Genomic DNA, 25,418 nt, shown 5'->3' on the forward strand with positions numbered 1-25,418 from the left:
CATAAGGACTTTGGTATATCAGTCATAGATGAATAATTTGAAGCGCCTCACAAAAACCATTTTCTCTTGTTTTACCTTAAGCGCCCTACTCTTGCTGGCGGGGTGTGAAACCTTGCCGCCGATGACTGACTTAAGCCCAATCACAGTCAATGATGCGCGCCAAGCCAAAGCTTGGGAATTACAGGGAAAACTCGCGATAAAAACTCCCGACGATAAACTCAGTGCCAATATCTACTGGCGCCACAGTGAAGATCGCGATGAACTCACACTCACGACTATGCTAGGTACAACTGTGTTGACGCTTAATTCAACCTCGAACTCTGCCCATTTACATATCGATGGCAAAGATTTTCGCGACGATAATGCCCAGCGTTTACTCGAGCGCGTCAGCGGTTGGTCCATCCCCTTGGCCGATTTACCTTTGTGGATCACTGGTCAAGTTGGCCTGAATGATCAAGTACTTGAAAGCGATAGCCAAGGCAAACCTAAACAGCTCACGAACACTCAAACCCCACCGCCTTGGCAGGTCACATTTTTAAGTTGGCAATCCCAGAGCGGCGCCAACGTGCCCCATCAATTAAAGCTTGAGCGTGGTGACTTACAACTCAAACTACAATTGAATCAATGGCAAGCCCTCGGCAAGCCTGCAATCATACTCGAAGAGAAACCTTAGCATGCCCGCAGCAATTTCACGCCATTGGCCAGCACCAGCCAAGCTTAACTTATTCTTACACGTGAATGGTCGCCGCGCAGATGGTTATCATGAACTGCAAACCTTGTTTCAGTTTATTGATTACTGTGACATGCTCGATTTTAAGGTCACTGAAACCGCAGAACTGATTTTGCACTCCAATATCTCTAATGTTGTCGCCGATAGCGATAACTTAATTCTGCGAGCCGCAAAATCATTACAACAAATCACAGGCTTTACTGGCGGCGCCGAAATCTGGTTGGATAAACGTCTACCCATGGGCGGAGGTTTAGGTGGCGGCTCGTCAGATGCTGCCACCACCTTAGTGGCACTGAACACGTTATGGAACACCCAATTATCGACCGAAGAACTGGCTAAAATCGGCCTTAAACTTGGTGCCGATATTCCTGTTTTTATTCATGGTTTCGCCGCTTTTGCCGAAGGTGTAGGTGAACGCTTGCAAGCGGTAAATCCGAGTGAGCCTTGGTACTTAATCATCGCACCCGATGCCCATGTTTCCACCGCTGAAGTATTCCAAGATCCACTTTTACCACGTGATACCCCGAAACTGGCCATAGATACCTTAATGAACCAACCTTGGGCAAATGATTGTCAAAAACTAGTCGTTTCTAAATACCCTCAAGTTGCCAAGGCATTAGGCTGGCTGCTAGAATATGCGCCGTCGAGAATGACAGGAACAGGCGCATGCGTGTTCGGGGAATTCACACAAAAGCAACAAGCTCTCGCAGCCTTGGCGAAATTACCGTCTGAAATGCAAGGATTTGTTGCACAAGGGATGAATCTTTCGCCGCTCATCACGCGACTCAGTCACCCTTAAACTACTTTCTTCTAGAGTAACCACTTAACGATAACGCCTCGGGTTCCTCCCGTCCCTACATCGTCGTTACTCTAGCCACTAAAATATAAAGCAAACGCCTGAGGTTCATACAGTGCCCGACATCAAGCTCTTTGCTGGGAACGCCACCCCCAGTCTCGCTAAAAAGATAGCCGATCGTCTATTTTGCAAACTCGGAGACGCAGTGGTTGGTCGTTTCAGCGATGGTGAAATCAGTGTCCAAATTAACGAAAATGTACGTGGGGCCGATGTGTTCATCATCCAATCCACTTGTGCGCCGACAAACGACAACCTGATGGAACTCATCGTGATGGTTGACGCGCTGCGCCGTGCATCTGCTGGCCGTATCACAGCTGTTATTCCTTACTTTGGTTATGCTCGTCAAGACCGTCGCGTTCGTAGCGCCCGTGTACCTATTACTGCAAAAGTGGTTGCCGATTTCCTGTCTAGCGTGGGTGTTGACCGCGTTCTGACCTGTGACCTGCACGCTGAGCAAATCCAAGGTTTCTTCGACGTTCCTGTTGATAACGTATTTGGTAGCCCAGTGCTACTAGAAGATATGTTAGCGAAGAACTTAGATAATCCAGTCGTTGTTTCTCCAGACATCGGTGGTGTTGTTCGCGCTCGCGCAGTAGCAAAACTGTTGGATGATTCTGATTTAGCGATCATTGATAAACGTCGCCCACAAGCGAACGTTGCGCAAGTTATGCACATCATTGGTGATGTTCAAGGTCGTGACTGCATTATCGTTGACGATATGATCGACACAGGCGGCACTCTGTGTAAAGCGGCTGAAGCCTTAAAAGAACATGGTGCGAACCGCGTATTTGCTTACGCAACTCACCCAGTGTTCTCTGGCAAAGCGGCTGAAAATATCGCTAACTCAGTGATTGATGAAGTGATTGTGACTGATACTGTTCCTTTAAGCCCAGAAATGTTGAAAGTGGCTAAAGTAACTCAGTTAACTATGTCTGCGGTACTGGCTGAGGCAATTCGTCGCGTAAGCAACGAAGAGTCTATTTCTGCCATGTTCCGTCACTAATAGTTACGTCGCGAATAGTTCTGTTACTGAACGTTCTGACTAATCTGAGTGGTTCCGATGCACAGCTTACTGTTTTAACGAATCACTAGGCTTGCAGAGCTAATTACTCAGACATAAAAACGCACTCCTCGGAGTGCGTTTTTGTTAGTGTATTTTTAAAGCCAGCTTCTGATCATCAGATGTAAACTGGCTTCTACGCATTAGATTTTAAAATTACTCACCGCACGGAATAAGAACTCAGCCTGCGCCTTAAGCTCATCCGATGCGGACGCATTTGCATCTGCCGCATGGGATGACTCCTCAGCGATATCGCGGATCACCACCACGTTCTTGTTCACTTCAGCCGCCACCATACTTTGCTCTTCAATAGCCGCCGCAATTTGAGTGCTCATGTCCATAATATTACGCACGTCGTTATTGATAAGCTTCAATAAAGCGCCAGCACTTGCCGCTTGTTCAGCGCTTTCAACGCCTTGTTTTTGGCTAGATTCCATCAATTGCACAATCGATCGGGTACGCGTCTGCAGGGTTTGAATGATGTTAGCAATCTCTTGGGTTGACGATTGCGTCCGCATCGCTAAGTTACGCACTTCATCGGCAACCACAGCAAAACCACGGCCCTGCTCACCCGCACGCGCCGCTTCAATCGCGGCGTTCAAGGCTAAAAGGTTAGTCTGCTCAGCAATGCCGCGGATCACATCTAGCACGCTACCAATAGTCTCGCTGTCACGTTCCAATTCGTTAACGACCGCTGCTGAGCTATTCAACTGCTCAGCAAGTGACTGGATTTTATGTATCGTTTGCTCAACCTCTAATTGACCACTTTGGGCATTATCGTGGGTCTGACCCGCTTTTGATGCCGCTAATTCGGTTGTTTTAGCGATTTCCTCAATCGTTGCGCCCATCTCAGTGATTGCTGTTGCGACCATGTCGGTCTCATTAAGTTGTTGGCCCACACCTTCGGAGGCGAGCATGGCATTTTCTGAAACACGTTTACAGGAAGTGTTAATCGTTGCGACCGACTCAATCACTTGCTCAATCAACTGTTGGAAGCTACTCACCATGCTATTGAAATGCTGTGCAATTTCACCGAGTTCATCTTGGGTGGAGGCATCGCACCTCAATGTCAGATCTTTACTCACCTCGATGCGAGAAATGATCTGCGTGATACGCTCAACCGGCGCGATAATACTGCGGATAATCAAGTAGGTAATGATTGATAGTAGTAACGCAATAAAGATAAACACAGTAATACCGACATTAACGCTACTACTCTCAGCATCATCAATGGCCTTAAGAGCCAAATTTTTCAAGTCACTCGTACTGCTCTCAGTTTGCTGGTTTGCAGCTAAAACTCGCGCCATAGTACCGTCATTTTCGGTCAAACCAAGCTGCTGTTCTTTATTAATTAAGCTTTTGAAATCCTTTTGATATTGAGTAATAAGCTCTTCAATTTTTCGTTGAGTATCAATATCGATACTCGAGGCATGAAGCTTGTCATTAAACTTACTAATATTAGTATCGAAGGTTTCGACATAACTTAGCTCACGACGCAGCATAAAATCCTTTTCGTTACGCCTAAGTTGCAGCATTGCGGCTTCGAGTGCGGGCTGATCAAATTCCTTGAGTAGCGTTTCAACGTTATGCACCGCAGCTCGTAACGTACCGTACAAACCTGTTTTAGGTGTTAAGCCAATCTCTTGTTGTAGCTGCACCACTTCAGAAAAAGCGGCTTGATACTGATTTAAATTACGGTCAAAACTTTCAAGTGAGGCAGTCGATACCCCATATTCTTTAAAGACTTTCTCTAACTCAGGGACAATACTGTCGATTGCCATGTGGCTTTGCTTATGCAGCTCGACATATTTCAAATCCTTGCGAGCGAAAAAGTCCTTTTCATTTTTACGCAAAATTAAGACGTCGCGCTCTAAATCAAGCACACTTTGAGCCGCGTTAGAAAGTTCCGATTTCACCGAATTTGAATAGAGTTGTAATCCAAACATGGCAATTAGTGCCGAAATAGACACTGCAGCACTGAGTAACAACTTTGAGCGGATTAGCATAGAAAGTCCCCGAATATATAATCTATCTTAAAAAGATAGCTGGAAATTAAGCCTTTAACAGCGCAAACATAGCAATACATTAAAAGTTCACATCAAATACTTTGATAGCTTGTCGATTTAAGCTCCCATACTGTGAGTACCGCATTATTTTTAACTTAGTTCTTCAGGGTGATACCCTACCGTTACTACAAAGTATTTCGTTTTAATTACGTTAAATATACCGTCTCAAAGCAGATGTAAGTGTCATAATATCAATTGATATAAAATGAATTACTTCATTAGCTTAGCAGTACTTTTTCGGGCGAATTCTACTACAAATTACAAAAATGTTACGCTGGATAATTGATCTAAATAAAATATATTTTTTAAGGTTCCAAACCTTTTGTAGCGCCCACTGCGTCAAAACTACAACACTCAATCATTATGGCAGGAAATTACAGTGACAGCAGGGATCCTCCCACTCAATGGCTCAATGTCTGACTTTGAACTGGTCACCTTAGCGAGCCAAGGAGACAAAACTGCCTTCAAGTTGCTGTATCAAAGCCATTACCAACGTATTTACGCCCTATCACTGCGCCTTTGCGGCCATAGCGCTATGGCCGAAGAAATTACCCAAGAGTGTTTTATTTTAGTGTGGCAGAAGTTGCCACAATTTCGAGGTGAGAGTCAGTTTTCCACTTGGTTACACAGTATTTGTGTCAATCAAGCATTGAGCAGCATTCGTAAACAAAAGTCCTTTTGGTCACGATTTATTCCGCTGGAACATGAAACTGAGCCCTTAAGCTCTGATAGCAGCTATAGCGGATTAGATAAGTTAATTTTCAAACTGCCAGAACGCGCTCGCATGGTTTTCGTACTCTGTGCAATCGAAGGTTATCAACATGATGAAATCGCTGACTTACTTGGTATTGCCGTCGGCACCAGCAAGACCCAATACCATAGAGCTAAGCAACTACTACAGGAGATGCTGTAATGACGTTAACGCCGCTTTCCCGTGAACAACAGCTTGAGCAATTGATCAATAGCGCGCCCAAAGAGATGTCGCCTACACATGATCTGTGGCAAGGCATTGAAAAACGCATGGATAAAACGCTGATAGCCCAAACGTACAAATCCCAGAAGAGTCACGCTTGGGCGATAGCGGCTTCGTTTATTATTCTAGCGGCATTGGGATATACCCAATTGCCCTATTTCAACTCATTCATAATGCAGCAGACAGAGCTTGCCCAGAACCAAGCTATGCCAGAGCAACCAGGGGATGCGGCCTTACATTTATTACTAACCCAAATTGCAACATCACACCAAGCGCAAGTGGACAACCTAGAACAGGCGCCAAATGCGCTAATGTGGCAAACGAGCAGCTTCAGCGCACCCGTTGAGCAAGGTTTAACTGAGCTAAGGCTCGCGGCAACACAGATTTACCAAGCTTTACAAGCGAATCCAACCGATAAACAACTTTGGCAACTGTGGCTTTGGGTGCAGCAGCGTGAGCTCGACCTATTACAACAGGGCCAAAAATTACCCATTAGAAACTCGACACAAGGAAACACCCTATGAGTAACCGCAATCTCACTAAAGCTAGCCTATTGGTTTCGACACTCTGTTTAGGCTTAATGGGCAATGTGTTAGCAGCACAAAGCGTTGATAAACAGTTAAGTGTCAGCAGCGACACTCAACTGCAGATCAAAGTCCAACGCGGTGATGTGACCATTCAAACATGGGACAAGAGTGAAGTGAGTGTCACTGGTACATTAGATGAATTGAGCGAAGGCTTTGTGTTTGAGCAACAGGGAAATAGTCTCAATATCGAAGACAAAATGCCTCGCCACTATAATGGCAATAATGACAAAGGATCACAGCTCACCATTAAAGTCCCAAAAACGGTTAAACTCAGTGCAGATACCATCTCTGCCAATCTGCAAGTTGCCGAAACTCAAGGTGAACTAGATTTGAATACGGTAAGCGGCAATATCAACGCCAACAACTTAAGTGGTAAACCTGAGTTACATACAGTCTCTGGTGATATCACGACCAAAGCACTTGATGGAAAAATCAAATTAGAAACCGTATCCGGCACGATTCAGGACACTGACAGTAAAGGAGAAATGAATTATCGCCTCGTTAGCGGTGACTTAAAAAGCCACACTCAAGCAGAAAAAGTCACGATTGAACAAGTCTCAGGTGAAGTGAATGCTAACTTTAGTGTCACCAAGGAAATCGAGCTCAGAACCGTCAGCGGAGATTCACAAGTGTCACTCGCTAAAAACTTCAACAAAGCGAATTTAGAAAGTGTGAGTGGCGATATTACCGTGATCTTTAATGATGTTCCCGATGCAAGCTTCAACTTAGATGGTGGTCCTGGTGGAAAAATCAACAACGGTTTAACCCAAGATGTACCGCAAAAACAAAAATATGTACCAAGCACAGAGTTATCATTCCAAACAGGCTCTGGTGCAGCCAACGTGAAGATGAATACCATCAGCGGTCATCTGATTTTAAAGAAACAGTAATAAAAGCTATTTAGCACAAATAAAAATGCCGCCAAAGTAAAACTCGGGCGGCATTTTTTATATCAAACTCATCAGACTGAAGCTATCTCTTCAGCCGTCAAATATCGCCATTCACCCAGTGCTAAGGTGGGGTCTAATTCAATTTGCCCTACACTTTCACGATGCAACCCTTGCACATGATTGCCCACAGCGGCAAACATACGCTTCACTTGATGATACTTACCTTCGGTGATGGTTAATCGCACTAATTGTGGATCAATAATCTCCAGTAACGCTGGCTTAGTTAGACCATCTTCACCGCGCAATTCAACGCCAGCGGCAAATACCGCAATCAAACTAGCATCCACAGGCTCAGCGAGTTGCACTAAATAGCGTTTGCCACATTCTTTCTTCGGTGAGGTGATCTTATGCGACCATTGACCATCACTGGTAATCAACACTAGCCCTGTAGTATCGGCATCTAAACGACCAGCAATGTGCAGAGTTTCTGGCTTAGGCACATCCACTAAGCTCAATACCGAAGGGTAGGTTTCATCTATCGTCGAGCAAATAGTGTCTACCGGTTTGTTAAGTATTAAATAACGCTCGCCCACTAAGACAATCGGCTCGCCTTCAAGGCAAACACATATACCTTCAGTCACTTTAAAACCCGAGTCTTTAACGACTAAACCATCACAAGTAATATCACCGCGATGCAGGGCTTTTTTCGCTAATGAGCGAGTCAGTGAGGTACTCTCACAGATAAATTTGTCTAAACGCACGTTAATACTCAACTTCAATAAAGAAAACTGCCGTATTATGAAGCCGACCCGTTCAAAGGGCAAAGAATTGCTGCTCAACGCGAGCTGTGTTTCTATATTAGCCCTTACGCATTGACAGCAATCACCATAGGGAAAGATGCTATGACTGAATTCCAAAAGATGATCACAGGCCAAGAATATGATTGTCTTAACAGCGAACTCTTAAGTTTAAGAACACAACAGCAGCGACTGAATCGACAATTAAATCAAACGATTGCTCAAAATAGCACTGAGTACGTCCAACTCTGCCAACAACTTCTGCCCCTTAAATCGCCAGTCGCAACTATCTCCACGCCGATTTTTATCAGTTATGGCATCAATCTGACTCTTGCTGACAGAGTGTTCATCAATGTGAATGTCACCTTGCAGGATAATGCCCCCATTTTTATTGATGAACAGACTATGATTGGCCCCAATGTACAGTTTTATACCTCAAGTCACCCACTTGATGCCGAGCTACGTTGCTCAGGTTTGGAAACCGCTAAAGCGATTCACATCGGTAAACGGGTATGGATTGGCGGCGGCGCAATCATAATGCCAGGAATCAATATTGGTGATGATGCCGTCATTGGTGCTGGCGCCGTAGTAACTAAAAATGTCGCAGCCAAAACAGTGGTTGCAGGCAACCCTGCAAAACGAATTAGGCAACTGAGTTAACCCTATTTTAAAATGATAAATCGAAGTGCTCGCTTACCTGAAAAGGCCTGCATACGGTTACTTTGCAGCTACTGACTTAAATATGCTAACTGGTAACCTTTAGTTACATATCACTCAAGATAAATCCACGATAAACACTGTAATGACCTTGTTTCGATTCCTAGTAAGGCATTAACATAGTTCATTGCGCCTGAAGCAATCCCATTTTGCCAAAATAACAGCCCCAAATAATGGGCAGAATAATAAACTCGAAGGAAACAACATGAGAAAAGTACTCATTGGGGGACTGTGTGCCTCACTTATCGCAGGCCTGACTGCCTGTAATGACAAGGCTGCCGAAGTTAAAGCACCTGAAACTGCTAAAACAGCCACCGCAGCGGCAGTGACTCAAGCACTAGGTTCTGGAATTGAATTTGCTAATTTTGATAAAGCGATTCGTCCACAAGACGATTTCTATAAATACGTTAACGGCACTTGGCTAAAAAACACTGAGATCCCAGCTGATCGCACTAGCATTGGCGCTTTCTACGATTTACGTGAAAAATCACGTGACGACGTAAAAGCCATTATCGAAGAAGTGGCTGCAACACCCAAACTCGCCGTTGGTACAGATGAGCAAAAAGTGGCCGATTTATATCGTTCATTTATGGATACTGAGACACTCAATAAACTGGGAGTCACACCAATCCAAGGCGAATTTGATGCTATTAATGCCTTAAAAGATAAGAATGAATTAGTGAAGTACTTCGCCCACAGCCAAATCGCTGGCGCGGGTACCCCAATAGCATTTTATATCGATATCGATGCGAAAAACTCTAGCCGTTACGCAACGCATCTCTATCAATATGGCCTAAGCCTGCCAGAGAAAGACTACTACTTTAACGAATCAGAACGCTTCGTTAATATCCGTAAGGCATATGTCGCCCATATCGAAAAAATGTTTACCCTTGCGGGTCTTGCTAACCCTAAAGCCAGTGCTGAAGCTATTTTAGCCTTAGAAACGGCCATTGCTGCCAAGCACTGGGATGTGGTTGAAAACCGCGACAGCACTAAGACCTACAATCTATATCAAGTCAAAGATCTGCCAACACTGGCACCGGATATCGATTGGGCAGGCTACTTAGCCGCTCTTGGCGCTGACAAGCAAACCGATATCATAGTTAACCAACCTAGCTATATCCAAGGGTTAAACGAAGTTTTAAAAACGACTGAGTTAGCCACTTGGAAAACCTATATGCAATGGCAAGTGCTGACGCACGCGGCGAGCAATCTAAGTGAAGCGTTAGACAATGAAAACTTCGCTTTCTTCTCTAAAACCTTAAATGGTCAAGAAGAACAAGAACCTCGTTGGAAGCGTGGCGTTGCAGCCGTCAATGGCGTTCTTGGTGAAGTTGTGGGTAAAGTGTATGTCAAACGTCACTTCACTCCAGAAGCCAAAGACCGTATGCAAGCACTGGTTGAAAACCTGCGTGGTGCTTACGGCGACAGCATCAAAGAATTAACTTGGATGAGCGACAGCACTAAAGTGGCTGCGGCGGATAAATTAGCAAAATTCAACCCGAAAATCGGTTACCCGAACAAATGGGAAGATTACAGTAAGCTGACCATCAAGGCAGACGACTTAGTCGGTAACGCTATGCGTGCCAGCGAAGTTGAACATGCTAAATCACTAGCCAAACTGGGCGCGCCAATCGATAAAGACGAATGGCACATGACGCCACAAACGGTTAACGCTTACTACAACCCAACCATGAATGAAATCGTGTTCCCTGCAGCTATTCTGCAACCACCATTCTTCAATTTGGCAGCTGACGATGCAGTCAACTACGGTGGTATTGGTGCGGTAATCGGCCACGAAATGGGCCATGGTTTTGACGACCAAGGCGCTAAATTCGATGGCGAAGGCAACATGCGTGATTGGTGGACAGAGCAAGACTTGAAAGAGTTCTCTGCTCGCGGCAAAGCGCTAATCGCACAGTACGATGGTTACGCAGTGTTTGATGATCTGCATGTCAACGGCAGCTTAACCTTAGGCGAAAACATTGGTGACTTGTCAGGTGTGACTATCGCTTATCGTGCTTATAAGAAATCGCTTAACGGTAAAGATGCACCCGTTATCGATGGCTTAACGGGCGATCAACGTTTCTTCATCGGCTTCACGCAAATTTGGCGCGCAAAAGCTAAAGAAGAAGCCATGCGTAACCGCGTAGCGACCGATCCACACTCACCTGCGGAATTCCGCGCACTGGGTGCACTATCTAACATGCCTGAGTTCTACACTACATATGATGTAAAACCTGGCGATGCCATGTATATCGCACCAGAGAAACGCGTAAAAATTTGGTAAGCCAAATTTAAATCACTGTTCAGCGGCATAAGCTGGCCAACAATGGCGCTCACTGTTAAAGGTGGCGCCATTTTTATTTCCTTAAACCACTGAGTTATGAATGTGAACCCATGCGCAAGATGAACAAGTCTTCATGGTTGGTTCAGCTTTAATTAAGCAATAGAAGCCTATGGTGGGTGCGTGACCTGAATAACTCACCCATAAGGAAGTAGGCCGCATGACTAAGTTATTTCGTACCTTTTTTATTTTTCTACTCTTATTATCGAGCCGCGCTGGTGTAGCAAATCCTCTCGACATCAGTGACAGTAAAGCAGAACGTGGTAATTACAGTGCAAGACAGGCATCAAGCCATGACCTACAAGGTCTATATGCACTCAGCAGTCAGACCTTCGATGCGCCTCATCAATCCTCGAATGACTTATCCGTGCTCCATCACCAAGCCTATGATGCACAAGCTGAACTCGCCCAATTACTCACCAAGATTGCCCATTATTCACAGGCACAAGTGATTGTTCCGCCAGTAAAGAGTTACCAAAGAGCAGCCGATAAAGTGGCCACAAAATTTAACGGTGATGCCAGCCAAATTACCGACCTTGCAAGGGCAAGTATTGTGACCGACAGCATTCAAGCTCTGATGCAGGCCTACCAAACTTTGAATGAGCACACCCAAGTTGTGAAACAAAAAAACCGCTTTGCTGAACCTAAAGCCTCCGGCTATCGCGATCTCAATCTACTGGTACGCTTACCCCAATCAGGCATGATTGCTGAAGTGCAATTACACCTACAGGATATCGCTGATATCAAAAATGGTCCTGAACATAAGGTATATGAAAAAGTACAGAGGATTGAGGCCAATGCTCGTAAACAACAACGTTCACTAAGTGAGTTTGAACTCGCGCAGATTGCCCAATTACGTCAAGAATCACATAAGTTGTACCACAAGGCATGGCTTAACTATAAACGGGTTGATGAAGCCAGTTTATTAAGAGCCTCAGTCGCTTAACTAAAAAGCTTCCACTCTTGCGCTGGTTATCTGTAAAGGTACCAGCGCCTTTTTTTATATTTTACAACGCCTGAAACATCATCTTAATAAGGTGTAAAAAAGCACTCTCTCGCATCAAAGTGCCATTTGAGTATATAATCCCGCGCCATAGCCCTATCAGCAGGAAATGCCATGCACGACATTATTGAGCAACTCCAAGAACGCAGCGAAACTGTTCCTGTACCACTCGAATTACCCACATTTGAGCAGCTCGTCGAAGTCGAAGAGCAAATCCTGATTTCATTGCCAAGGGAGCTAAAAGAATACCTGTTGTATGCCAGTGATGTGATTTACGGCACGATAGAGCCAGTAACAGCATCGGATCCCTACTCGCACACCTACCTGCCCGAAGTGACTTGCTATGCGTGGTCCATCGGTATGCCAAGGGACATGATTGCCATTTGTCAGCAAGGTGATGCTTTTTACTGTATCGACCAAGATGGTCAAGTACATTTCTGGAAAAACGGCGACTTTACCGATATCTATTGGGAGTCGTTTTGGGAATGGGTTGAAGAAATCTGGTTAAAGATCAAATACTAATTTTACTTTTATTGCATTGAGAACACGATTATGTCTAAGAACATTGGCTTGAATGCCATCGAAATGAGCTACTTACGCCAGTCACTCAGCTTAAGCGCGGCTCAAGTTGGTGCTCTGACTAACCATAGCGAAGCCGATGTACTCGCCTGGGAAAGCGGTGAACAACTGGCACCTGAGCTGGCGCAAAAGAAACTGCTTGATATTGATGACATCATTGAGATGCAAGTGCTCAACACCTGCGATGGTATCGAAGAACTATTTAAGAAAGAACCTAAACGTCACTTAGCCTTCGTGGTCTACCCCACTCAAGCGGTTTACACACAATACAACCCCGAATTCTTAAGTTCATTGCCTTTTACTGAGCTGTACAACACGGCCGCTTGGCGCATTAAGAAAGAGTGCAAACTGGTCCTAGAAGTCGACGTCAGCCTAGTGGCTCTCGATGTGGAGGCCTACAAAGCCTTCCGTGAACCGACCAAAATGAGTGAAAGCCGCGAAAGTCGCGCAAAGTGGGCTGCGACTCAGCTATAAGCGTGCAAATCCAGAAGCTTAGTACTCGCGTTAACAGTAAGGGCAGATATCACTATCTGCCCTTTTTATATTCTCATAATGATTTCAGATAATCAGCGACTTAGAATGATTAGCCCTTAGCGGCCACCACAGCATCCATCTTCTGTAAAGCCGATTGACGCGACGGCAGCGCAGACAACCTATCGCGATAAGCGGCGAGTTTAGGTGGAATGGCTTGTTCGAACAATGTGCCCCACATTAAGGTATGGGCCAGTAAAATATCCGCCACCGAAACGTCATCACCGAGCAAAAAATCACTTTCAGGCAACATGGCTTCGGCCAATGCAACCGCCTTATCAAACTCCCATACCGCACAAGGCATGATCTGCGGATGACGCTGCTCCTCCGGTAAAGCAAACTTATGCTTACCCATAGTCCAAAGCGGCTGCTCAAGCTCAGTAATGATGAAGCTCACCCATTGATGGTGCAAACCCGATGCGTTACTCCCCGCGGGTGGCAACAACTTACCCTCGCCATACTTTTCTGCTAGATAAAGGCAAATCGCCGCAGATTCGGATAACACTAACTCTTCATCAGTTAACACAGGCACTTTACCGCAGGGATTTATCGCTAAAAATGCCGCGCTGCGATGCGCACCTTTAGTCATATCCACAAAAGAAAAATCCCAATCAACACCCAACTCTTCCAACACCCAAGCAACTCTTAATGCGCGACTGCGCGGTGTGCCATATAAAGTGATCATTGCAACGTCCTTTTAGTCCGGTTAATTCGTGTCCTAACGAAGATACACTGAGTTTGCGTTAGTGCAAATCTGCCCATAAAAAACGGCGCTTAATGCGCCGTTTCGATTTCACTACACTTTGATATAAAGCACTGAGCTATAAAACTCGTAGGCTTAATATTAGAAGTTCATTGAGAGTTTAGTGTAAATGTAGCGACCCATTGGATTATGTACTGATGTCACGTAACCGTAGAGGTCGGTATCACCATCACCGATAGCGAATGGTGGTTCTTCGTCAAATACGTTGTTCACGCCTAGTGTCAGCTTGAACATCTCATTGAAGCGATAAGTACCTGACATGTCGACTAAAATTTGAGCATCAATTGTACGAGTTTTGTTGAAATCTTCAAACTCACCGATATAACTCAAATTTAAATTGGCGGCAAAGTTATCCATAGTCCAGTTGGTTGTCGCTAACCAACGATTCTTCGGATACTTATACTCTCCGGTATAATCGACCACTTGATGAGTATCATCTTTTTCAAAGTTATGCAGATAACTCCATTCAAGACCGAACTTAAGGTCGCCATAACTATCGAGTTCGAATCCATAATGGGTCGACACATCCATACCCTGAACTTCTTGCGAACCTAAGTTAACAAAGCTTGAGCGGATCACATCTAGTGCGCCAAATGTTTGACCAGCTTGAGGTGCTAGGCGCACACACACAGTGCTGTTCTGATCGTTACAATTAGCGTCATAAATATCCTGCAGTAACAACTTATCAATCTTATTATCTTGAGTGATGCTGTAGATATCGAAACCAATATCGAACTTCTGGCTTGGCGCCCATATCATGCCGATATTCCAAGTCTCTGACTCCTCAGCCTTTAACTTTGGGTTACCTGCAAACTCAGTCGTTTCATCAGACAAGGTACAACCTTGACCGTCGGCTGCGCAGCGATATTTATCAATTAGGAAGCTACTTTCTTCAGATGGACCCAAACCAATTTGCGCTAATGAAGGCGCACGGAACCCAGTAGACCAAGAGGCACGCGCCGTTATCTCATCACTAATACCCCATTGGAAAGCAATCTTAGGATTAGTGGTTGAACCAAAATCACTGTAGTGATCATATCGACCCGCAAGTTGCAGCTCGAAGTTATCCGTTACAGGGATGGAAAATTCAGTATACGCCGCCCATTGATCGCGATCGCCCTTAGCTGACACAGCTTCGGTACCAAAAATCAATCCACGTTGAAATTGCTCATCCGGCTCGTCGCTGATGGCTTCTTCACGATATTCAACTCCAGCCGCCATCATGATATCGCGATCAGCAAGGGTAAATGCTTGACCTGAGATATTCGCCGCATAGGAAGTCATGGTTGACAGACCTTGGCGCACTAGACTGGTGGTAATATCATCAATGACATCTTGGGAGTTCATGGTGCCACCGAAAGGATTGTAACGACCCGCATCAATTTCACGTTGCAAATAATCTGTTCTTACCCAACCTTGGCTGCGGTCACCCGTTTGAGTTGACTCACTGCGCCCCTTTTGCACCGTAGCTTCCCAGTCCCAGTCTTTAACTACACCGCGTAAACCTGCGACTAAACGTAGAGTATCAGATTCAATATCCCAACGACGCGCACCCGCATCAACGGTGCGGAAACGACCGATTTCAATATCTTTCCCCCACGGGTTATTTGGATGAGTTCCAGGTACGGTTAAGCCAGCTTTCTCATCAAGTGGCGTCGGCGCACCGCCCGCTTCCGATGTGTTGTGCTGGGCAGCTAACTCGAGGAAAGCGGTTAAATCATCATTAAAGTGATATTCGAATTGACCAATAGCACCCACACGTTCAGCAGCAGGCACAACAAGGTTATACGGACCATAATCAAAGACACAAACTTCACCGTCTATATTGCGATCGGCAGGGCAAGCTGGGTCAACTGTCGGCACCCCATCCACATAAAAATACCCAGGAAAACCACGGGAAGAACGCGAATCTTCACCGCCGTAAGGACTCTGATCTGCAGTTCCAAAACGGCCTAAATCCGTTGCCGCTAAAGTATCATTTTTAAAATAGTCGAGAATGATAGAGGCACTGCCCTTATCGGACTTCATCCCCCACACCATATTCGCAGTAGTTTCATCGTAGCCAGTGCCTGAAGCATCACCGTAGCCAAGATTGACCTCAATGCCTTCAATGTCTTTTTTCAGAACTATGTTAACCACACCCGCGATCGCATCAGAACCATAAATAGCCGATGCACCGTCCTTCAGTATGTCGATACGTTCAATAGCTGATACCGGAATATTATTGATATCAACAAAGGAATTAGTGATACCTTCGGCAAAAGCACTCGCCGCAACACGACGACCATTAATTAACACTAAGGTCGCGTCTGGGCCTAAACCACGTAGACTGATAGATGCGCCGCCGTTGGCGGTTGAATCTTGGCTGTTACCTCGGGTAGAAAACGCGCCAGCACCATTGGCAGGCATGCGTTCAAGTAATTGCTGCAGGTTATCAAATCCCATATTGGCAATATCGTCTTTACTGATCGATTGAATAGGGGAAGGGCCTTCAATATCGGTACGTTTAATACGGGAACCCGTTACTTCAATACGTTCAACTTTTTCTGCACCTTTATCGGCAGCATGGGCCACTGTTGGCGTACATGCCATAGCAATTGCGATTGCACAAGCACTGGGTAGAATCTGAGGTCTGTTCATACATTTCCCTTGTTTTATTTATCTCATTAAAATTATTTTAACAATAAGAAAACCCTAAATTAACAACATACAAGGTAATGAGTTACAAACCAAAGTCAATGGCAGAGAAATAAAAGTTAAAATTTTGTTACATTTGAGACGGTGTATTTTCCTCATACGAGAATCAAAGTAGGTCTAGGCACTAAAGATTCAACCTACAAGACAAGTCGCAGTATTTGAATATCAAAATTTAAGGAAGAAAGATGGAAGACAAGATTATTTATCAAGCAGAGTTTGAAACCCATTTAGGTCTGTATTGGTTACTCTCAGGAGCCGCCTATTTCAGTCTAAGCATAATAGGTATTCCCTTGTTATTGCTTTGGTTTCCAATCGGGCTGTGGGGGACTCGCCGCTATATTCGCAATATGAGTGCCGAGCTCACCAGCAATAAACTTATTGTCAGGAGGGGCATATTAACTCGTACTGAAAACACAGTGCCTTTGGACAAAATTACCGATATGGCATTGATCCAAGGCCCAATTATGCGCCTATTTGGTCTGCATAAACTCACGGTAGAAACCGCAGGGCAATCGGGCGCAGGCGCATTGATAAGCTTAGTCGGCATAGTCGATGCGCCTCGATTTAGAGCCCGCGTATTAGAACAAAAAGAACGGCTTACCCAACCCTTGCACCCAACAATCCCATCGGCACAGCCAGATAATACGCTATTACAAATCGTAGTCGAAATGGCTGCAAGCTTAAAACGCATTGAAACTTTACTCAGCCAAAAATTAAACAGATAAATTGAATAAAACGACTTTTAGTTCAATCACTTTACCTTTAATGTTGAGCCACTCACTTAGCGTTAGCGCGGCTTTAACATGAGCGCAGCCTTAGCATGAGGGCTTATTCGATTCCCCAGATTAATTTTCAACAGGCATTTTTAATAACGACATGACAGAATCTTCAGTAACTTCTCCTTCATCCTCTTGGATGACACACCTAACTCTCGGCATTAAAGCCATGGGCCCAGGTGTTCTTATGGCTGCCGCGGCGATTGGCGCATCCCATTTAGTCGCCTCGACTCGGGCGGGCGCCGAATTTGGTTGGCAACTGGCTTGGGTTATTCTTGGGGTAAATTTACTTAAGTATCCCTTCTTTGCAGCTGGCGCACGCTACACAGCTGCCACAGGGGAGAGTCTACTGCACGGCTACCAAAAACAGGGCCGAGGTTACTTACTGCTGTTTACTGGGCTCAATGTGATCGCCGCCATTGCCAGTACAGCAGGGGTGTGCATGTTAACCGCCGCTATGTTGACCCAATTTATTCCGCTCCCCATCGATTGGTTAGCCCTACTGGTATTGCTGAGTTCATTGGCTTTACTGATTTTAGGCCATTATCAACTGCTTGATAGACTCACTAAGATCATCATGTTCGCCCTAACCTTAACCACCTTAATTGCCGTGGCCTTGGCTTGGGATCACGCTCAACCATTAGCGAGCAATTTTGTCTCTCCTTCACCTTGGCAATGGGCCCATGTGGGATTTTTGGTCGCCATGATGGGTTGGATGCCAGCACCGATTGAAGTCAGCGCTTGGAATTCTCTCTGGTTGCTCGAAAAACAAAAAAGCCAGACGGTCACGAAAGCGCAGGCACTGCTCGACTTTAACTTAGGCTACATCATCACTGCGATCCTCGCGATCGTGTTTTTGTCCTTGGGCGCTTTAGTGATGCACGGCAGTGGCGAACACTTTTCAGATTCCGGCGCGCAGTTTGCTAATCAATTGATTAATCTTTACAGCCAAGTGATGGGCGGCGAGAGTCGTTATCTTATTGGTATTGTGGCATTTCTGTGTATTTTCAGCACAACAGTTACAGTGATTGATGGCTATAGCCGTACCTTAGATATGGGCTGGCAGTTACTCACCTCAAAGGCCAGTTCAGACAAACGTCTCACAGGGATCATGCTCGCCATCAGTGCCTTTGGCTTATTGCTGCTCCTCTTCTTTAAAGGTGCACTCTTACCGTTACTCGAGTTTGTGATGATCTTGGCCTTTATGACCACAGTCATTTTTGCTTGGTTAAATTACCGCTTAATGACCAGCAAACAGCTCCCCGAGGCCGATAGATACGGCGCTAAGATGAAACTACTCTCTTGGTTTGGCCTGATTTATCTACTGATTTTCGCGGCACTGTTTATCTATTGGTACAACATCATTAAAGGTTAATTGCCCAGAATGTTTATGCCGGAGCAATAAATGGCCTTAACTAACTGCCATTAAATTCCCGCTGAATTCTGCAATTAAGGTGGTTTGGGTATATAATGCGGGCTCTTAAACCAGATAGCGCAGCCGCGCCAAGAGATGACCATGATTAATAATGATATTTTGCGCCGTTTGCGCTTCGTGTTTGATTTTAGCAATGCAAAAATGATTAAAATTTTTGCTAAAGCTGGAAGAGAAGTGCCTGTCGAAGAGATGATTGATCTTCTACGTAAAGAAGAGGAAGAAGGTTATAAAGCTTGTAACGACACGACCTTATGTCAGTTTTTAGATGGTCTTATCATAGAGAAGCGTGGTCTACGTGAAGGTGCAGAAATTCCAGCGCCCGTTTCACGTTTAAACAACAACCTCATCTTTAAAAAGCTGAGAGTTGCCCTCGAAATGCGTGAAGAAGACATAGTAGCAGCTTTGGCTTTAGCCGAAGTGCAAATGTCAAAATCAGAGCTAAGCGCCCTGTTCCGCAATCCAGACCACAAGAATTTTAAAGAGTGTGGCGATCAAATACTGCGTAACTTTATCCGCGGCTTATCACTTAAGTATCGCGGCGTATAACGCTAAACTTATGACATAAAACGCAGCTTAGGCTGCGTTTTTTTATATCCGTTTTTATCTACACCTGAGCTTGTTTGGATATAAACAAGACCTTAACAATTCCATCTCAACAACCTCAGAAATCCTGTTTAAAACAGCTGACTTTTTTACTGCTGCAAAAAAAACCACAAATACCTCGTTCCACGGACAACAAAGATCACATTTCATGATAACCTTACGTGACTTACAGCACGTATTGACCACTTAAACAATAACTCAAAAGGTTACCCATGGACGATAATAAACGCCCCCTCTATCTTCCGTTTGCAGGACCTGCCATTCTTGAAGCCCCACTGATTAACAAGGGCAGTGCATTTTCTGAAGAAGAGCGTATTTTCTTTAACCTCGAAGGCTTAGTCCCCTATGCCATTGAAACAATTGAGGAACAGGCTTCTCGCGCCTACGATCAATTTAGAAGTTTCAATAACGACTTAGACAAGCATATTTACCTACGTAATATTCAAGACACAAACGAGACCTTATTTTATCGTTTAGTGCAAAATAACATCAGCGAGATGATGCCCATCATCTATACGCCGACGGTAGGTTTAGCTTGTGAACGTTTCTCGAAAAACTATCGCCGCAACCGTGGTTTGTTTATCTCCTATCCAAACAAAGATAGGATCGATGACATCCTCAATAACTCGACTCGTCAAAAAGTTAAAATTATCGTAGTCACTGATGGTGAACGTATTTTAGGCCTTGGCGATCAAGGTATTGGCGGCATGGGGATCCCTATCGGTAAGCTGTCACTCTACACTAGCTGTGGCGGTATCAGTCCAGCTTATACCCTGCCTATTACCTTAGACGTAGGCACAGATAATCCGCAGTTGTTAGAAGATCCTATGTATATGGGGTGGCGCCATCCACGCATCGGTGGCGAAGAATATGCCGAGTTTATCGAAGCCTTTATGCAAGCCGTCCACGTGCGTTGGCCGGATACTTTGATCCAGTTCGAAGACTTTGCCCAAAAGAATGCCATGCCGATCCTAGAGCGTTATAAGGATCGCTATTGCTGCTTTAACGATGATATTCAAGGCACTGCTGCGGTTGCCGTTGGTTGCTTGCTCGCCGCGTGTAAGGCTGCGGGCACTGAATTGAATCAACAACGTATCGCCTTCCTCGGTGCTGGTAGTGCCGGTTGCGGTATTGCCGAAGCTATCGTGGCACAAATGGTATCTGAAGGGATCAGCGACGAGCAAGCTCGCACTCAAGTGTGTATGGTTGACCGTTGGGGCTTATTGCTAGACAACATGCCTAACCTGTTGCCATTCCAGCAAAAATTGGCGCAAAAATGCACCAACATCCAAAATTGGAGCAATTTCAGCGACAATATTTCACTGCTCGATGTGGTTAACAACGCCAAGCCGACAGTGCTGATTGGGGTATCTGGCGTTCCAGGACTCTTCACCGAAGAAATCATCCGTGCTATGCACAGCCATTGTGCTCGCCCGATTATTTTCCCTATGTCGAACCCCACCAGCCGCGTAGAAGCGACACCGAAGGACATTTTGCATTGGACCTCAGGTCAAGCACTCGTCGCTACGGGCAGCCCATTCGAGCCTGTGGTTGTCGATGGTGAAACCTATGAAATTGCCCAGTGCAACAACAGCTTTATCTTCCCAGGTATTGGCTTAGGCGTATTAGCTTCGGGCGCACGTCATGTATCCGATGCCATGCTGATGGCTTCAAGTCGCGCACTTGCCGAATGTTCGCCACTGGCAATCGATGGTACAGGTCCACTACTGCCTAAACTCGAAGATATCCATGCGGTGAGTAAGCATATTGCTTTCGCCGTAGGTAAAGTCGCAGTTGAACAAGGATTAACGCTGCCAATGAGCGATGAGATCTTACAGCAGTCGATTGAAGGCAATTTCTGGAGTCCAGAATATCGCCGCTACAAACGCACTTCGTTCTAAGCATAGCGTTGCCGCGACCCAAGTCGCAGTAAAGCAGCTTAGTTGAGCGTTTGTGCTAGCCAGCAAAAAGCCCGTTACTTTGCAGTAACGGGCTTTTTAATTTTCTGACTCTGTGCTGATTTCAATAAAAACTAAGGCGCCATCACCTGTTTAAAGCTATTAAGCAAAGCGCGATCAGTACGCGCTTTCTTCAACTTACGTAGGCTTTCTTTGAGCGATTCATCGGCTAAGCGCGTAAAAATGCCATTATATTCTTGCTCTTGGATTGCACTATCGGTATCGGCTTGCTCAGAAATTTCTTGGGCGACACGACTCAATTGCAACCAAGCATTAGCAATATAGAAACCGTGGAATGCGGCTTGTTCCATTAGATTACGCGCACTGGCAGGTAAAGATGCCCAAGCTTGGCTAAATTTACCTTCCCTGTCTTCCAACAGTTCGGCACACAAACCTTGGTACGCTGCTAATAAGTCACCCGGTAATTTAGCCATTGGTAACACTTTATTCGCAACATTGTAAGAAATCTGCTCGGCAGTTTCGCGGTAAACAGCTGATAATTCGCTCATAAAAATCTCGATTCGCATCCTAAAAATAGACTTAAAACTGGCCACTCACATATAAACCATAAACGCCGTTACCCGCAATCGGCGTAACTGTAATCCCCTCATAGGGTTGAGTAAAATACCAACCCGCCATCGCTCCAATCGCCGCGCCAGCTAACACATCCTCGAGGTAATGCTGGTCGCTCGCCACTCGAGTGTAGCCAACATAAGATGCAGCAACATAGGCAGGTAAACCATATTGCCAACCATAGCGCTGCTGAATAAACGTCGCCGCCATAAAGCTGTCTGAGGTATGACCCGATGGAAACGAATCATCGCCACTATCGTCAGGCCTGTCTTTACTCACACCATACTTAAGACCTTCAACAATTAACCGACTCGACACCGCTGCCTGAATTAACTGCCAACTACCGTCATAACCCTCTTCATAAAACAAGGTCGCGCCCATCGCAGTAGCGGGTAATAATAAATGCAATACATCGCCAGAGGTTTCTAAATCTGAGCCTGCCCAGCTAGTGCCACTCATCATGAATAATGCGGCACAGAGTAATTTCTTCAAGGGTGATTCCTTTGTGGGATAATAACCAAGGCGGAGTTTATACCTTGATCATTAACCGAATGCAAAATTGCTATACATCTATATTAAAAATGAGCAAACAAGTTATGCTAAGCTAATAATTAGCTATTGATTTTAATTCGAACAGGAATCTTTTTTGCTACATCAACTTAGGTATTTATCATTCTCCTTATTGCTGCTTCTACTGCCGCTTAGCAACGCTATGGCAGAAGAAAAGACTCAGGTTGATAAAATATTTGCAAGATTTGAAAGCGGCGTCCCTATGACCCGTGAAGAAATCGAAAGCAATCTAGTGTTATTAAGCAAACTAATTTCGACTGACGATGTCACCCGTCATGAAAAGCTGCAACTGCTTAAATGCTGGGATCAGAATACAGAAAACGACACCGCTATTGCACTGGCACTTAAAAATACTAACCAAGCACTGAGCAATATTCTGCCAACCGCCTCCCCCCATTTCATTACCGACCTCACGCTCTGCCGCTCTTGGTTTCTGCAATTAAGTGGTGACATGGATGGCGCGATGGAAGGCTATAATCTCAGTGTTAAACGTGCCTATGAGCATGAAGACCTTAAGCTAATCGCCGACTCGCGCAGCATTCGCGGCGCACTTTACTCTTATATTGGCGATTTTTCTGCGGCATTAGACGATCTCGTCACAGCGCAAGATCTCTATGAATCACTCAATTTAAGCGGTTGGGCTAACATTAACCTTGCCGATGTTGCTACCAGTTTTAGACGTTATGGCGATCCCCAAAGTGCAATCCGCTATTACACCAAACTCAAAGCTCTCTATCTAAAAAACAATAACCAAGAACAGGCAATGTATGTCAACTCGGACATTGGCCTTGCCTTAGATGAACTCGGTGAACATCAACAGGCCGTAGATAATTTCTTAGTAAGTTATCAATACTTCAAGGAACATCAGCAGGAAAAAGTGGCAGCAACTATGGCAACGAATATTGCCTACAGCTTAATCAAACTCAATCGTCTAAACGAAGCCGAAAAGTATTTAATCGAAGCCGATACTGTTATTAATGAAAAAGATCTGACCGATTACAGCTTCATGAAGCTATTTATGGCCGATATAAAGTTTCAACAAGCTCGCTATAAAGAGGCGCTTACCGAACTTGAGCAAGGGGAAAAAGCCTTTCGCACTCTGCAGAATAATCGGGGACTCACTCAACTGCTGCAGCTTAAAAGTAACATATATGTGGCGATGAATGATTTATCTGCCGCCTACGAAGCGCTGCAAGAATTTGTTACCCTAACAAAAAAAGTCGATGGTAATTCTCTCTCCCATCATACGACAGAATTAAAGGTCAAGTTTGATACCAGTCGGATTGAATCTGAAAATCAACGCTTGATTGAAAACCAAAACCTTAAAGAACAAGAGCTCGCGCTACTCGAAAAGAACAAATCACTGCAACACATTATCCTATTACTAGCGGGCTTTATCCTGACGATAGTGTCTATATTCGCTTATAAACAAGTACATAGAAATCGCCAACTGCAAGTTATTGCCCTCACGGATTATCTTACCAAACTCCCTAATCGTCGGCATATTTATGCCCAAGCCGCGAAATATTTTCAGCAAGCCTTAAAACATCAAAGCCCTTTTTCAGTGATTATTTTTGATGCGGATCACTTCAAAAAAATCAATGATAACTTCGGCCATGAATTAGGCGATCGCGCCCTTATGACCATTGCAAATGCAGGCCGAGCCTTATCAGGTAATAAAGACCTCGTTGGCCGCATCGGTGGTGAAGAGTTTTTAATCCTATTGCCTAACACTGATGCCACACGTGCGTTAGCGCTAGCGCATCAATTGCAGAACCACATTAGCCGCCTTAGCGCACAGAATTTACCAGCAGAACTCAAATTAACCGTTAGCGCTGGTGTCGCCACTTTAGAACCACAAAATAATACGGAAGATGCATATCAAGATAAAGATTTTGCCACCTTGCTAAAGCGGGCCGATAATGCTCTTTATGAAGCTAAAAATGCGGGCAGAAATTGTGTGAAATCAGCCAAGAATGAGGCTTTAAGAGAGGATTAAACGGCCTTATGCCAAAACACTTGATGTTGTAATGGCGGTGGCAAAGTGCCAAACCATGTCTGATACAAACGACTAAATTCACCTGAGTCTTTCATTTTCTCAAGCTCTGTTTGCCAACTGATAACGGTTTCCGCCGACGTCCCTTTAGAAAAAGCTAAATAGAGATTAATCTCCGATACCACAAACACTTGGCGGATATCTGTCTCACTCGCGCCAACCTCTTCGAGTATCTGCTTTACCGCAAGATCCGCTTGGCACCAAAAACGAATTCGAGAAAACAGCAACTGTTTCGCCGATTGCTGCGGAAAACTCGCCACCAGCAAATTATCCACGCCCGCTTGTTGTAGCAACTGCGCACCCGCCGATTCCCGATAAACCCCCACAATATCTGTCGATTGAAGTTCAGCAAGTTGATCGAGAGAGATGGGATCTGCCGCCCTTGCGTACAATGCAATTTTGCTGGTCGCAATAGGACCGATAAAATCAAACTGCTCAGCTCGCTCATCATTAATTGACGTAGCAAAAAGTAAAACGTTCGCAGAGGTATTGGCAATCGAATACGCCCGAGCCCAAGGTAACACATCGATTTTTTCACTCTGACCCAGTCTTGATTGCAAGGTATTGACTAAGTCCACCGCAAAACCTTGCGGCACACCATTTTGCTCGTAACTCATGGGAGGCCAAGCTTCGGTCACCAATTTCAACTTGTCAGGCGCCGCAAAAACAAGATTAGGCATCAAGCCTAATAAGCTCATCGCAAGAAAACACGCCCTAAGGGGAAACGCACTCAGCATACGAATACCAAACGATAAACATTAGACCTAATCATAGACTCAATCCCAACTGCAAATAAACAAATACCCCAAAGAAAATATCGCCTCATGCCCCCTTCTGAGTAAACTCGTCCT

At 45.0% G+C, this 25,418-nt stretch carries 23 protein-coding genes; 16 read left to right on the forward strand and 7 right to left on the reverse strand.

The window, feature by feature from the left end:
* Positions 1-28 precede the first annotated feature (28 nt).
* The 3 genes from lolB to RA178_RS18255 all read left to right on the forward strand — a co-directional run bounded on the left by lolB (position 29) and on the right by RA178_RS18255 (position 2,589).
* Complete coding sequence (lolB, locus tag RA178_RS18245; RefSeq protein ID WP_173242897.1) at positions 29-673, forward strand: lipoprotein insertase outer membrane protein LolB; 645 nt, start codon at positions 29-31, stop codon at positions 671-673.
* A 1-nt stretch (position 674) separates the two neighbouring features.
* Positions 675-1,529 carry a 4-(cytidine 5'-diphospho)-2-C-methyl-D-erythritol kinase gene (gene ispE / locus RA178_RS18250; RefSeq protein ID WP_173242894.1) on the forward strand — a complete coding sequence of 285 codons (855 nt, stop codon included), beginning with the start codon at positions 675-677 and terminating at the stop codon, positions 1,527-1,529.
* Positions 1,530-1,641: 112 nt separating this feature from the next.
* Positions 1,642-2,589 (forward strand): ribose-phosphate pyrophosphokinase, encoded by a 948-nt coding sequence (locus tag RA178_RS18255; RefSeq protein WP_006080255.1) that lies wholly within the window; start codon positions 1,642-1,644, stop codon positions 2,587-2,589.
* Positions 2,590-2,789: 200 nt separating this feature from the next.
* On the opposite strand, the gene RA178_RS18260 is transcribed toward RA178_RS18255, so the two are convergent.
* Entirely contained in the window at positions 2,790-4,652 is a 1,863-nt protein-coding gene (locus tag RA178_RS18260; RefSeq protein WP_173496755.1) for a methyl-accepting chemotaxis protein, read from the reverse strand.
* A gap of 439 nt (positions 4,653-5,091) precedes the next feature.
* On the opposite strand from RA178_RS18260, the gene RA178_RS18265 reads away from it, so the two are divergent.
* The 3 genes from RA178_RS18265 to RA178_RS18275 are packed head-to-tail and all read left to right on the forward strand — an operon-like array spanning position 5,092 to position 7,162.
* A complete protein-coding gene (locus RA178_RS18265; protein ID WP_105250152.1) occupies positions 5,092-5,625 on the forward strand; it encodes an RNA polymerase sigma factor in 534 nt (177 codons plus the stop codon).
* Positions 5,625-6,209 carry an anti-sigma factor gene (locus RA178_RS18270; protein ID WP_105250153.1) on the forward strand — a complete coding sequence of 195 codons (585 nt, stop codon included), beginning with the start codon at positions 5,625-5,627 and terminating at the stop codon, positions 6,207-6,209. The genes RA178_RS18265 and RA178_RS18270 overlap by 1 nt, the downstream gene beginning before the upstream one ends.
* Positions 6,206-7,162, forward strand: a complete 957-nt coding sequence (locus RA178_RS18275) for a DUF4097 family beta strand repeat-containing protein (protein WP_131523739.1) — start codon at positions 6,206-6,208, stop codon at positions 7,160-7,162. Before RA178_RS18270 ends, RA178_RS18275 begins: the two co-directional genes overlap by 4 nt.
* Before the next feature lie 71 nt (positions 7,163-7,233).
* Here the strand turns inward: RA178_RS18275 and rsuA are convergent, their stop codons facing one another.
* Positions 7,234-7,986 carry a 16S rRNA pseudouridine(516) synthase RsuA gene (gene rsuA, locus RA178_RS18280; RefSeq protein ID WP_306685426.1) on the reverse strand — a complete coding sequence of 251 codons (753 nt, stop codon included), beginning with the start codon at positions 7,984-7,986 and terminating at the stop codon, positions 7,234-7,236.
* A 78-nt stretch (positions 7,987-8,064) separates the two neighbouring features.
* Between rsuA and RA178_RS18285 the strand changes: the two genes are divergently transcribed.
* From RA178_RS18285 to RA178_RS18305, 5 genes are all read left to right on the forward strand, one after another.
* Positions 8,065-8,619 carry a sugar O-acetyltransferase gene (locus tag RA178_RS18285; protein ID WP_113939050.1) on the forward strand — a complete coding sequence of 185 codons (555 nt, stop codon included), beginning with the start codon at positions 8,065-8,067 and terminating at the stop codon, positions 8,617-8,619.
* 262 nt (positions 8,620-8,881) lie between these two features.
* Entirely contained in the window at positions 8,882-10,966 is a 2,085-nt protein-coding gene (locus RA178_RS18290) for a M13 family metallopeptidase (protein WP_306683203.1), read from the forward strand.
* Between the two features lie 217 nt (positions 10,967-11,183).
* Positions 11,184-11,969, forward strand: a complete 786-nt coding sequence (locus RA178_RS18295) for a RelA/SpoT domain-containing protein (RefSeq protein WP_306683204.1) — start codon at positions 11,184-11,186, stop codon at positions 11,967-11,969.
* Positions 11,970-12,140: 171 nt separating this feature from the next.
* A complete protein-coding gene (locus tag RA178_RS18300; RefSeq protein ID WP_113939053.1) occupies positions 12,141-12,548 on the forward strand; it encodes an SMI1/KNR4 family protein in 408 nt (135 codons plus the stop codon).
* Positions 12,549-12,578: 30 nt separating this feature from the next.
* A complete protein-coding gene (locus tag RA178_RS18305; protein ID WP_198571879.1) occupies positions 12,579-13,079 on the forward strand; it encodes a DUF4447 family protein in 501 nt (166 codons plus the stop codon).
* A gap of 109 nt (positions 13,080-13,188) precedes the next feature.
* On the opposite strand, the gene RA178_RS18310 is transcribed toward RA178_RS18305, so the two are convergent.
* Positions 13,189-13,821, reverse strand: coding sequence for a glutathione S-transferase family protein (locus RA178_RS18310; protein ID WP_263169418.1), 633 nt, complete (start codon positions 13,819-13,821; stop codon positions 13,189-13,191).
* 159 nt (positions 13,822-13,980) lie between these two features.
* Positions 13,981-16,539: a TonB-dependent receptor gene (locus tag RA178_RS18315; RefSeq protein ID WP_212599718.1), complete on the reverse strand. Its 2,559-nt coding sequence runs from the start codon at positions 16,537-16,539 to the stop codon at positions 13,981-13,983.
* 242 nt (positions 16,540-16,781) lie between these two features.
* Here RA178_RS18315 and RA178_RS18320 point away from each other — a divergent pair, with 242 nt between their 5' ends.
* From RA178_RS18320 to RA178_RS18335, 4 genes are all read left to right on the forward strand, one after another.
* Positions 16,782-17,321 carry a PH domain-containing protein gene (locus RA178_RS18320; protein WP_131523745.1) on the forward strand — a complete coding sequence of 180 codons (540 nt, stop codon included), beginning with the start codon at positions 16,782-16,784 and terminating at the stop codon, positions 17,319-17,321.
* Between the two features lie 151 nt (positions 17,322-17,472).
* Complete coding sequence (locus tag RA178_RS18325; protein WP_263171688.1) at positions 17,473-18,747, forward strand: Nramp family divalent metal transporter; 1,275 nt, start codon at positions 17,473-17,475, stop codon at positions 18,745-18,747.
* A gap of 141 nt (positions 18,748-18,888) precedes the next feature.
* Positions 18,889-19,353: a YehS family protein gene (locus RA178_RS18330; RefSeq protein ID WP_168824742.1), complete on the forward strand. Its 465-nt coding sequence runs from the start codon at positions 18,889-18,891 to the stop codon at positions 19,351-19,353.
* A gap of 269 nt (positions 19,354-19,622) precedes the next feature.
* Positions 19,623-21,311 carry an NAD-dependent malic enzyme gene (locus RA178_RS18335; protein WP_105250164.1) on the forward strand — a complete coding sequence of 563 codons (1,689 nt, stop codon included), beginning with the start codon at positions 19,623-19,625 and terminating at the stop codon, positions 21,309-21,311.
* A 131-nt stretch (positions 21,312-21,442) separates the two neighbouring features.
* Here the strand turns inward: RA178_RS18335 and RA178_RS18340 are convergent, their stop codons facing one another.
* Together RA178_RS18340 and RA178_RS18345 are read right to left on the reverse strand one after the other, a co-directional pair.
* The gene (locus RA178_RS18340; RefSeq protein ID WP_105250165.1) at positions 21,443-21,877 is read right to left on the reverse strand and encodes a DUF3069 domain-containing protein; all 435 of its coding nucleotides are present in this window, start codon (positions 21,875-21,877) and stop codon (positions 21,443-21,445) included.
* A 31-nt stretch (positions 21,878-21,908) separates the two neighbouring features.
* Positions 21,909-22,433 (reverse strand): phosphatase PAP2 family protein, encoded by a 525-nt coding sequence (locus RA178_RS18345; protein WP_306683212.1) that lies wholly within the window; start codon positions 22,431-22,433, stop codon positions 21,909-21,911.
* A 220-nt stretch (positions 22,434-22,653) separates the two neighbouring features.
* Here RA178_RS18345 and RA178_RS18350 point away from each other — a divergent pair, with 220 nt between their 5' ends.
* Positions 22,654-24,510, forward strand: a complete 1,857-nt coding sequence (locus RA178_RS18350) for a tetratricopeptide repeat-containing diguanylate cyclase (protein WP_306683214.1) — start codon at positions 22,654-22,656, stop codon at positions 24,508-24,510.
* Here the strand turns inward: RA178_RS18350 and RA178_RS18355 are convergent.
* A complete protein-coding gene (locus RA178_RS18355) occupies positions 24,507-25,304 on the reverse strand; it encodes a substrate-binding periplasmic protein (protein ID WP_306683216.1) in 798 nt (265 codons plus the stop codon). The genes RA178_RS18350 and RA178_RS18355 overlap by 4 nt on opposite strands.
* Between the last annotated feature and the right edge of the window lie 114 nt (positions 25,305-25,418).

Source organism: Shewanella oncorhynchi (assembly GCF_030848765.1).
In the GTDB taxonomy this organism is placed as follows: domain Bacteria; phylum Pseudomonadota; class Gammaproteobacteria; order Enterobacterales; family Shewanellaceae; genus Shewanella; species Shewanella oncorhynchi.

What these genes read in the sequence shown, in the direction of transcription:
- RA178_RS18335 (WP_105250164.1), top strand. Translation starts at nt 19,623, where the DNA reads ATGGACGATAATAAACGCCCCCTCTATCTTCCGTTTGCAGGACCTGCC.
- RA178_RS18285 (WP_113939050.1), top strand. Translation starts at nt 8,065, where the DNA reads ATGACTGAATTCCAAAAGATGATCACAGGCCAAGAATATGATTGTCTT.
- RA178_RS18300 (WP_113939053.1), top strand. Translation starts at nt 12,141, where the DNA reads ATGCACGACATTATTGAGCAACTCCAAGAACGCAGCGAAACTGTTCCT.
- RA178_RS18260 (WP_173496755.1), bottom strand. Translation starts at nt 4,652, where the DNA reads ATGCTAATCCGCTCAAAGTTGTTACTCAGTGCTGCAGTGTCTATTTCG.
- RA178_RS18315 (WP_212599718.1), bottom strand. Translation starts at nt 16,539, where the DNA reads ATGAACAGACCTCAGATTCTACCCAGTGCTTGTGCAATCGCAATTGCT.
- RA178_RS18325 (WP_263171688.1), top strand. Translation starts at nt 17,473, where the DNA reads ATGACAGAATCTTCAGTAACTTCTCCTTCATCCTCTTGGATGACACAC.
- RA178_RS18310 (WP_263169418.1), bottom strand. Translation starts at nt 13,821, where the DNA reads ATGATCACTTTATATGGCACACCGCGCAGTCGCGCATTAAGAGTTGCT.
- lolB (WP_173242897.1), top strand. Translation starts at nt 29, where the DNA reads ATGAATAATTTGAAGCGCCTCACAAAAACCATTTTCTCTTGTTTTACC.
- ispE (WP_173242894.1), top strand. Translation starts at nt 675, where the DNA reads ATGCCCGCAGCAATTTCACGCCATTGGCCAGCACCAGCCAAGCTTAAC.
- RA178_RS18275 (WP_131523739.1), top strand. Translation starts at nt 6,206, where the DNA reads ATGAGTAACCGCAATCTCACTAAAGCTAGCCTATTGGTTTCGACACTC.
- RA178_RS18350 (WP_306683214.1), top strand. Translation starts at nt 22,654, where the DNA reads ATGGCAGAAGAAAAGACTCAGGTTGATAAAATATTTGCAAGATTTGAA.
- RA178_RS18305 (WP_198571879.1), top strand. Translation starts at nt 12,579, where the DNA reads ATGTCTAAGAACATTGGCTTGAATGCCATCGAAATGAGCTACTTACGC.
- RA178_RS18355 (WP_306683216.1), bottom strand. Translation starts at nt 25,304, where the DNA reads ATGCTGAGTGCGTTTCCCCTTAGGGCGTGTTTTCTTGCGATGAGCTTA.
- RA178_RS18320 (WP_131523745.1), top strand. Translation starts at nt 16,782, where the DNA reads ATGGAAGACAAGATTATTTATCAAGCAGAGTTTGAAACCCATTTAGGT.
- RA178_RS18340 (WP_105250165.1), bottom strand. Translation starts at nt 21,877, where the DNA reads ATGAGCGAATTATCAGCTGTTTACCGCGAAACTGCCGAGCAGATTTCT.
- RA178_RS18330 (WP_168824742.1), top strand. Translation starts at nt 18,889, where the DNA reads ATGATTAATAATGATATTTTGCGCCGTTTGCGCTTCGTGTTTGATTTT.
- RA178_RS18290 (WP_306683203.1), top strand. Translation starts at nt 8,882, where the DNA reads ATGAGAAAAGTACTCATTGGGGGACTGTGTGCCTCACTTATCGCAGGC.
- RA178_RS18295 (WP_306683204.1), top strand. Translation starts at nt 11,184, where the DNA reads ATGACTAAGTTATTTCGTACCTTTTTTATTTTTCTACTCTTATTATCG.
- RA178_RS18270 (WP_105250153.1), top strand. Translation starts at nt 5,625, where the DNA reads ATGACGTTAACGCCGCTTTCCCGTGAACAACAGCTTGAGCAATTGATC.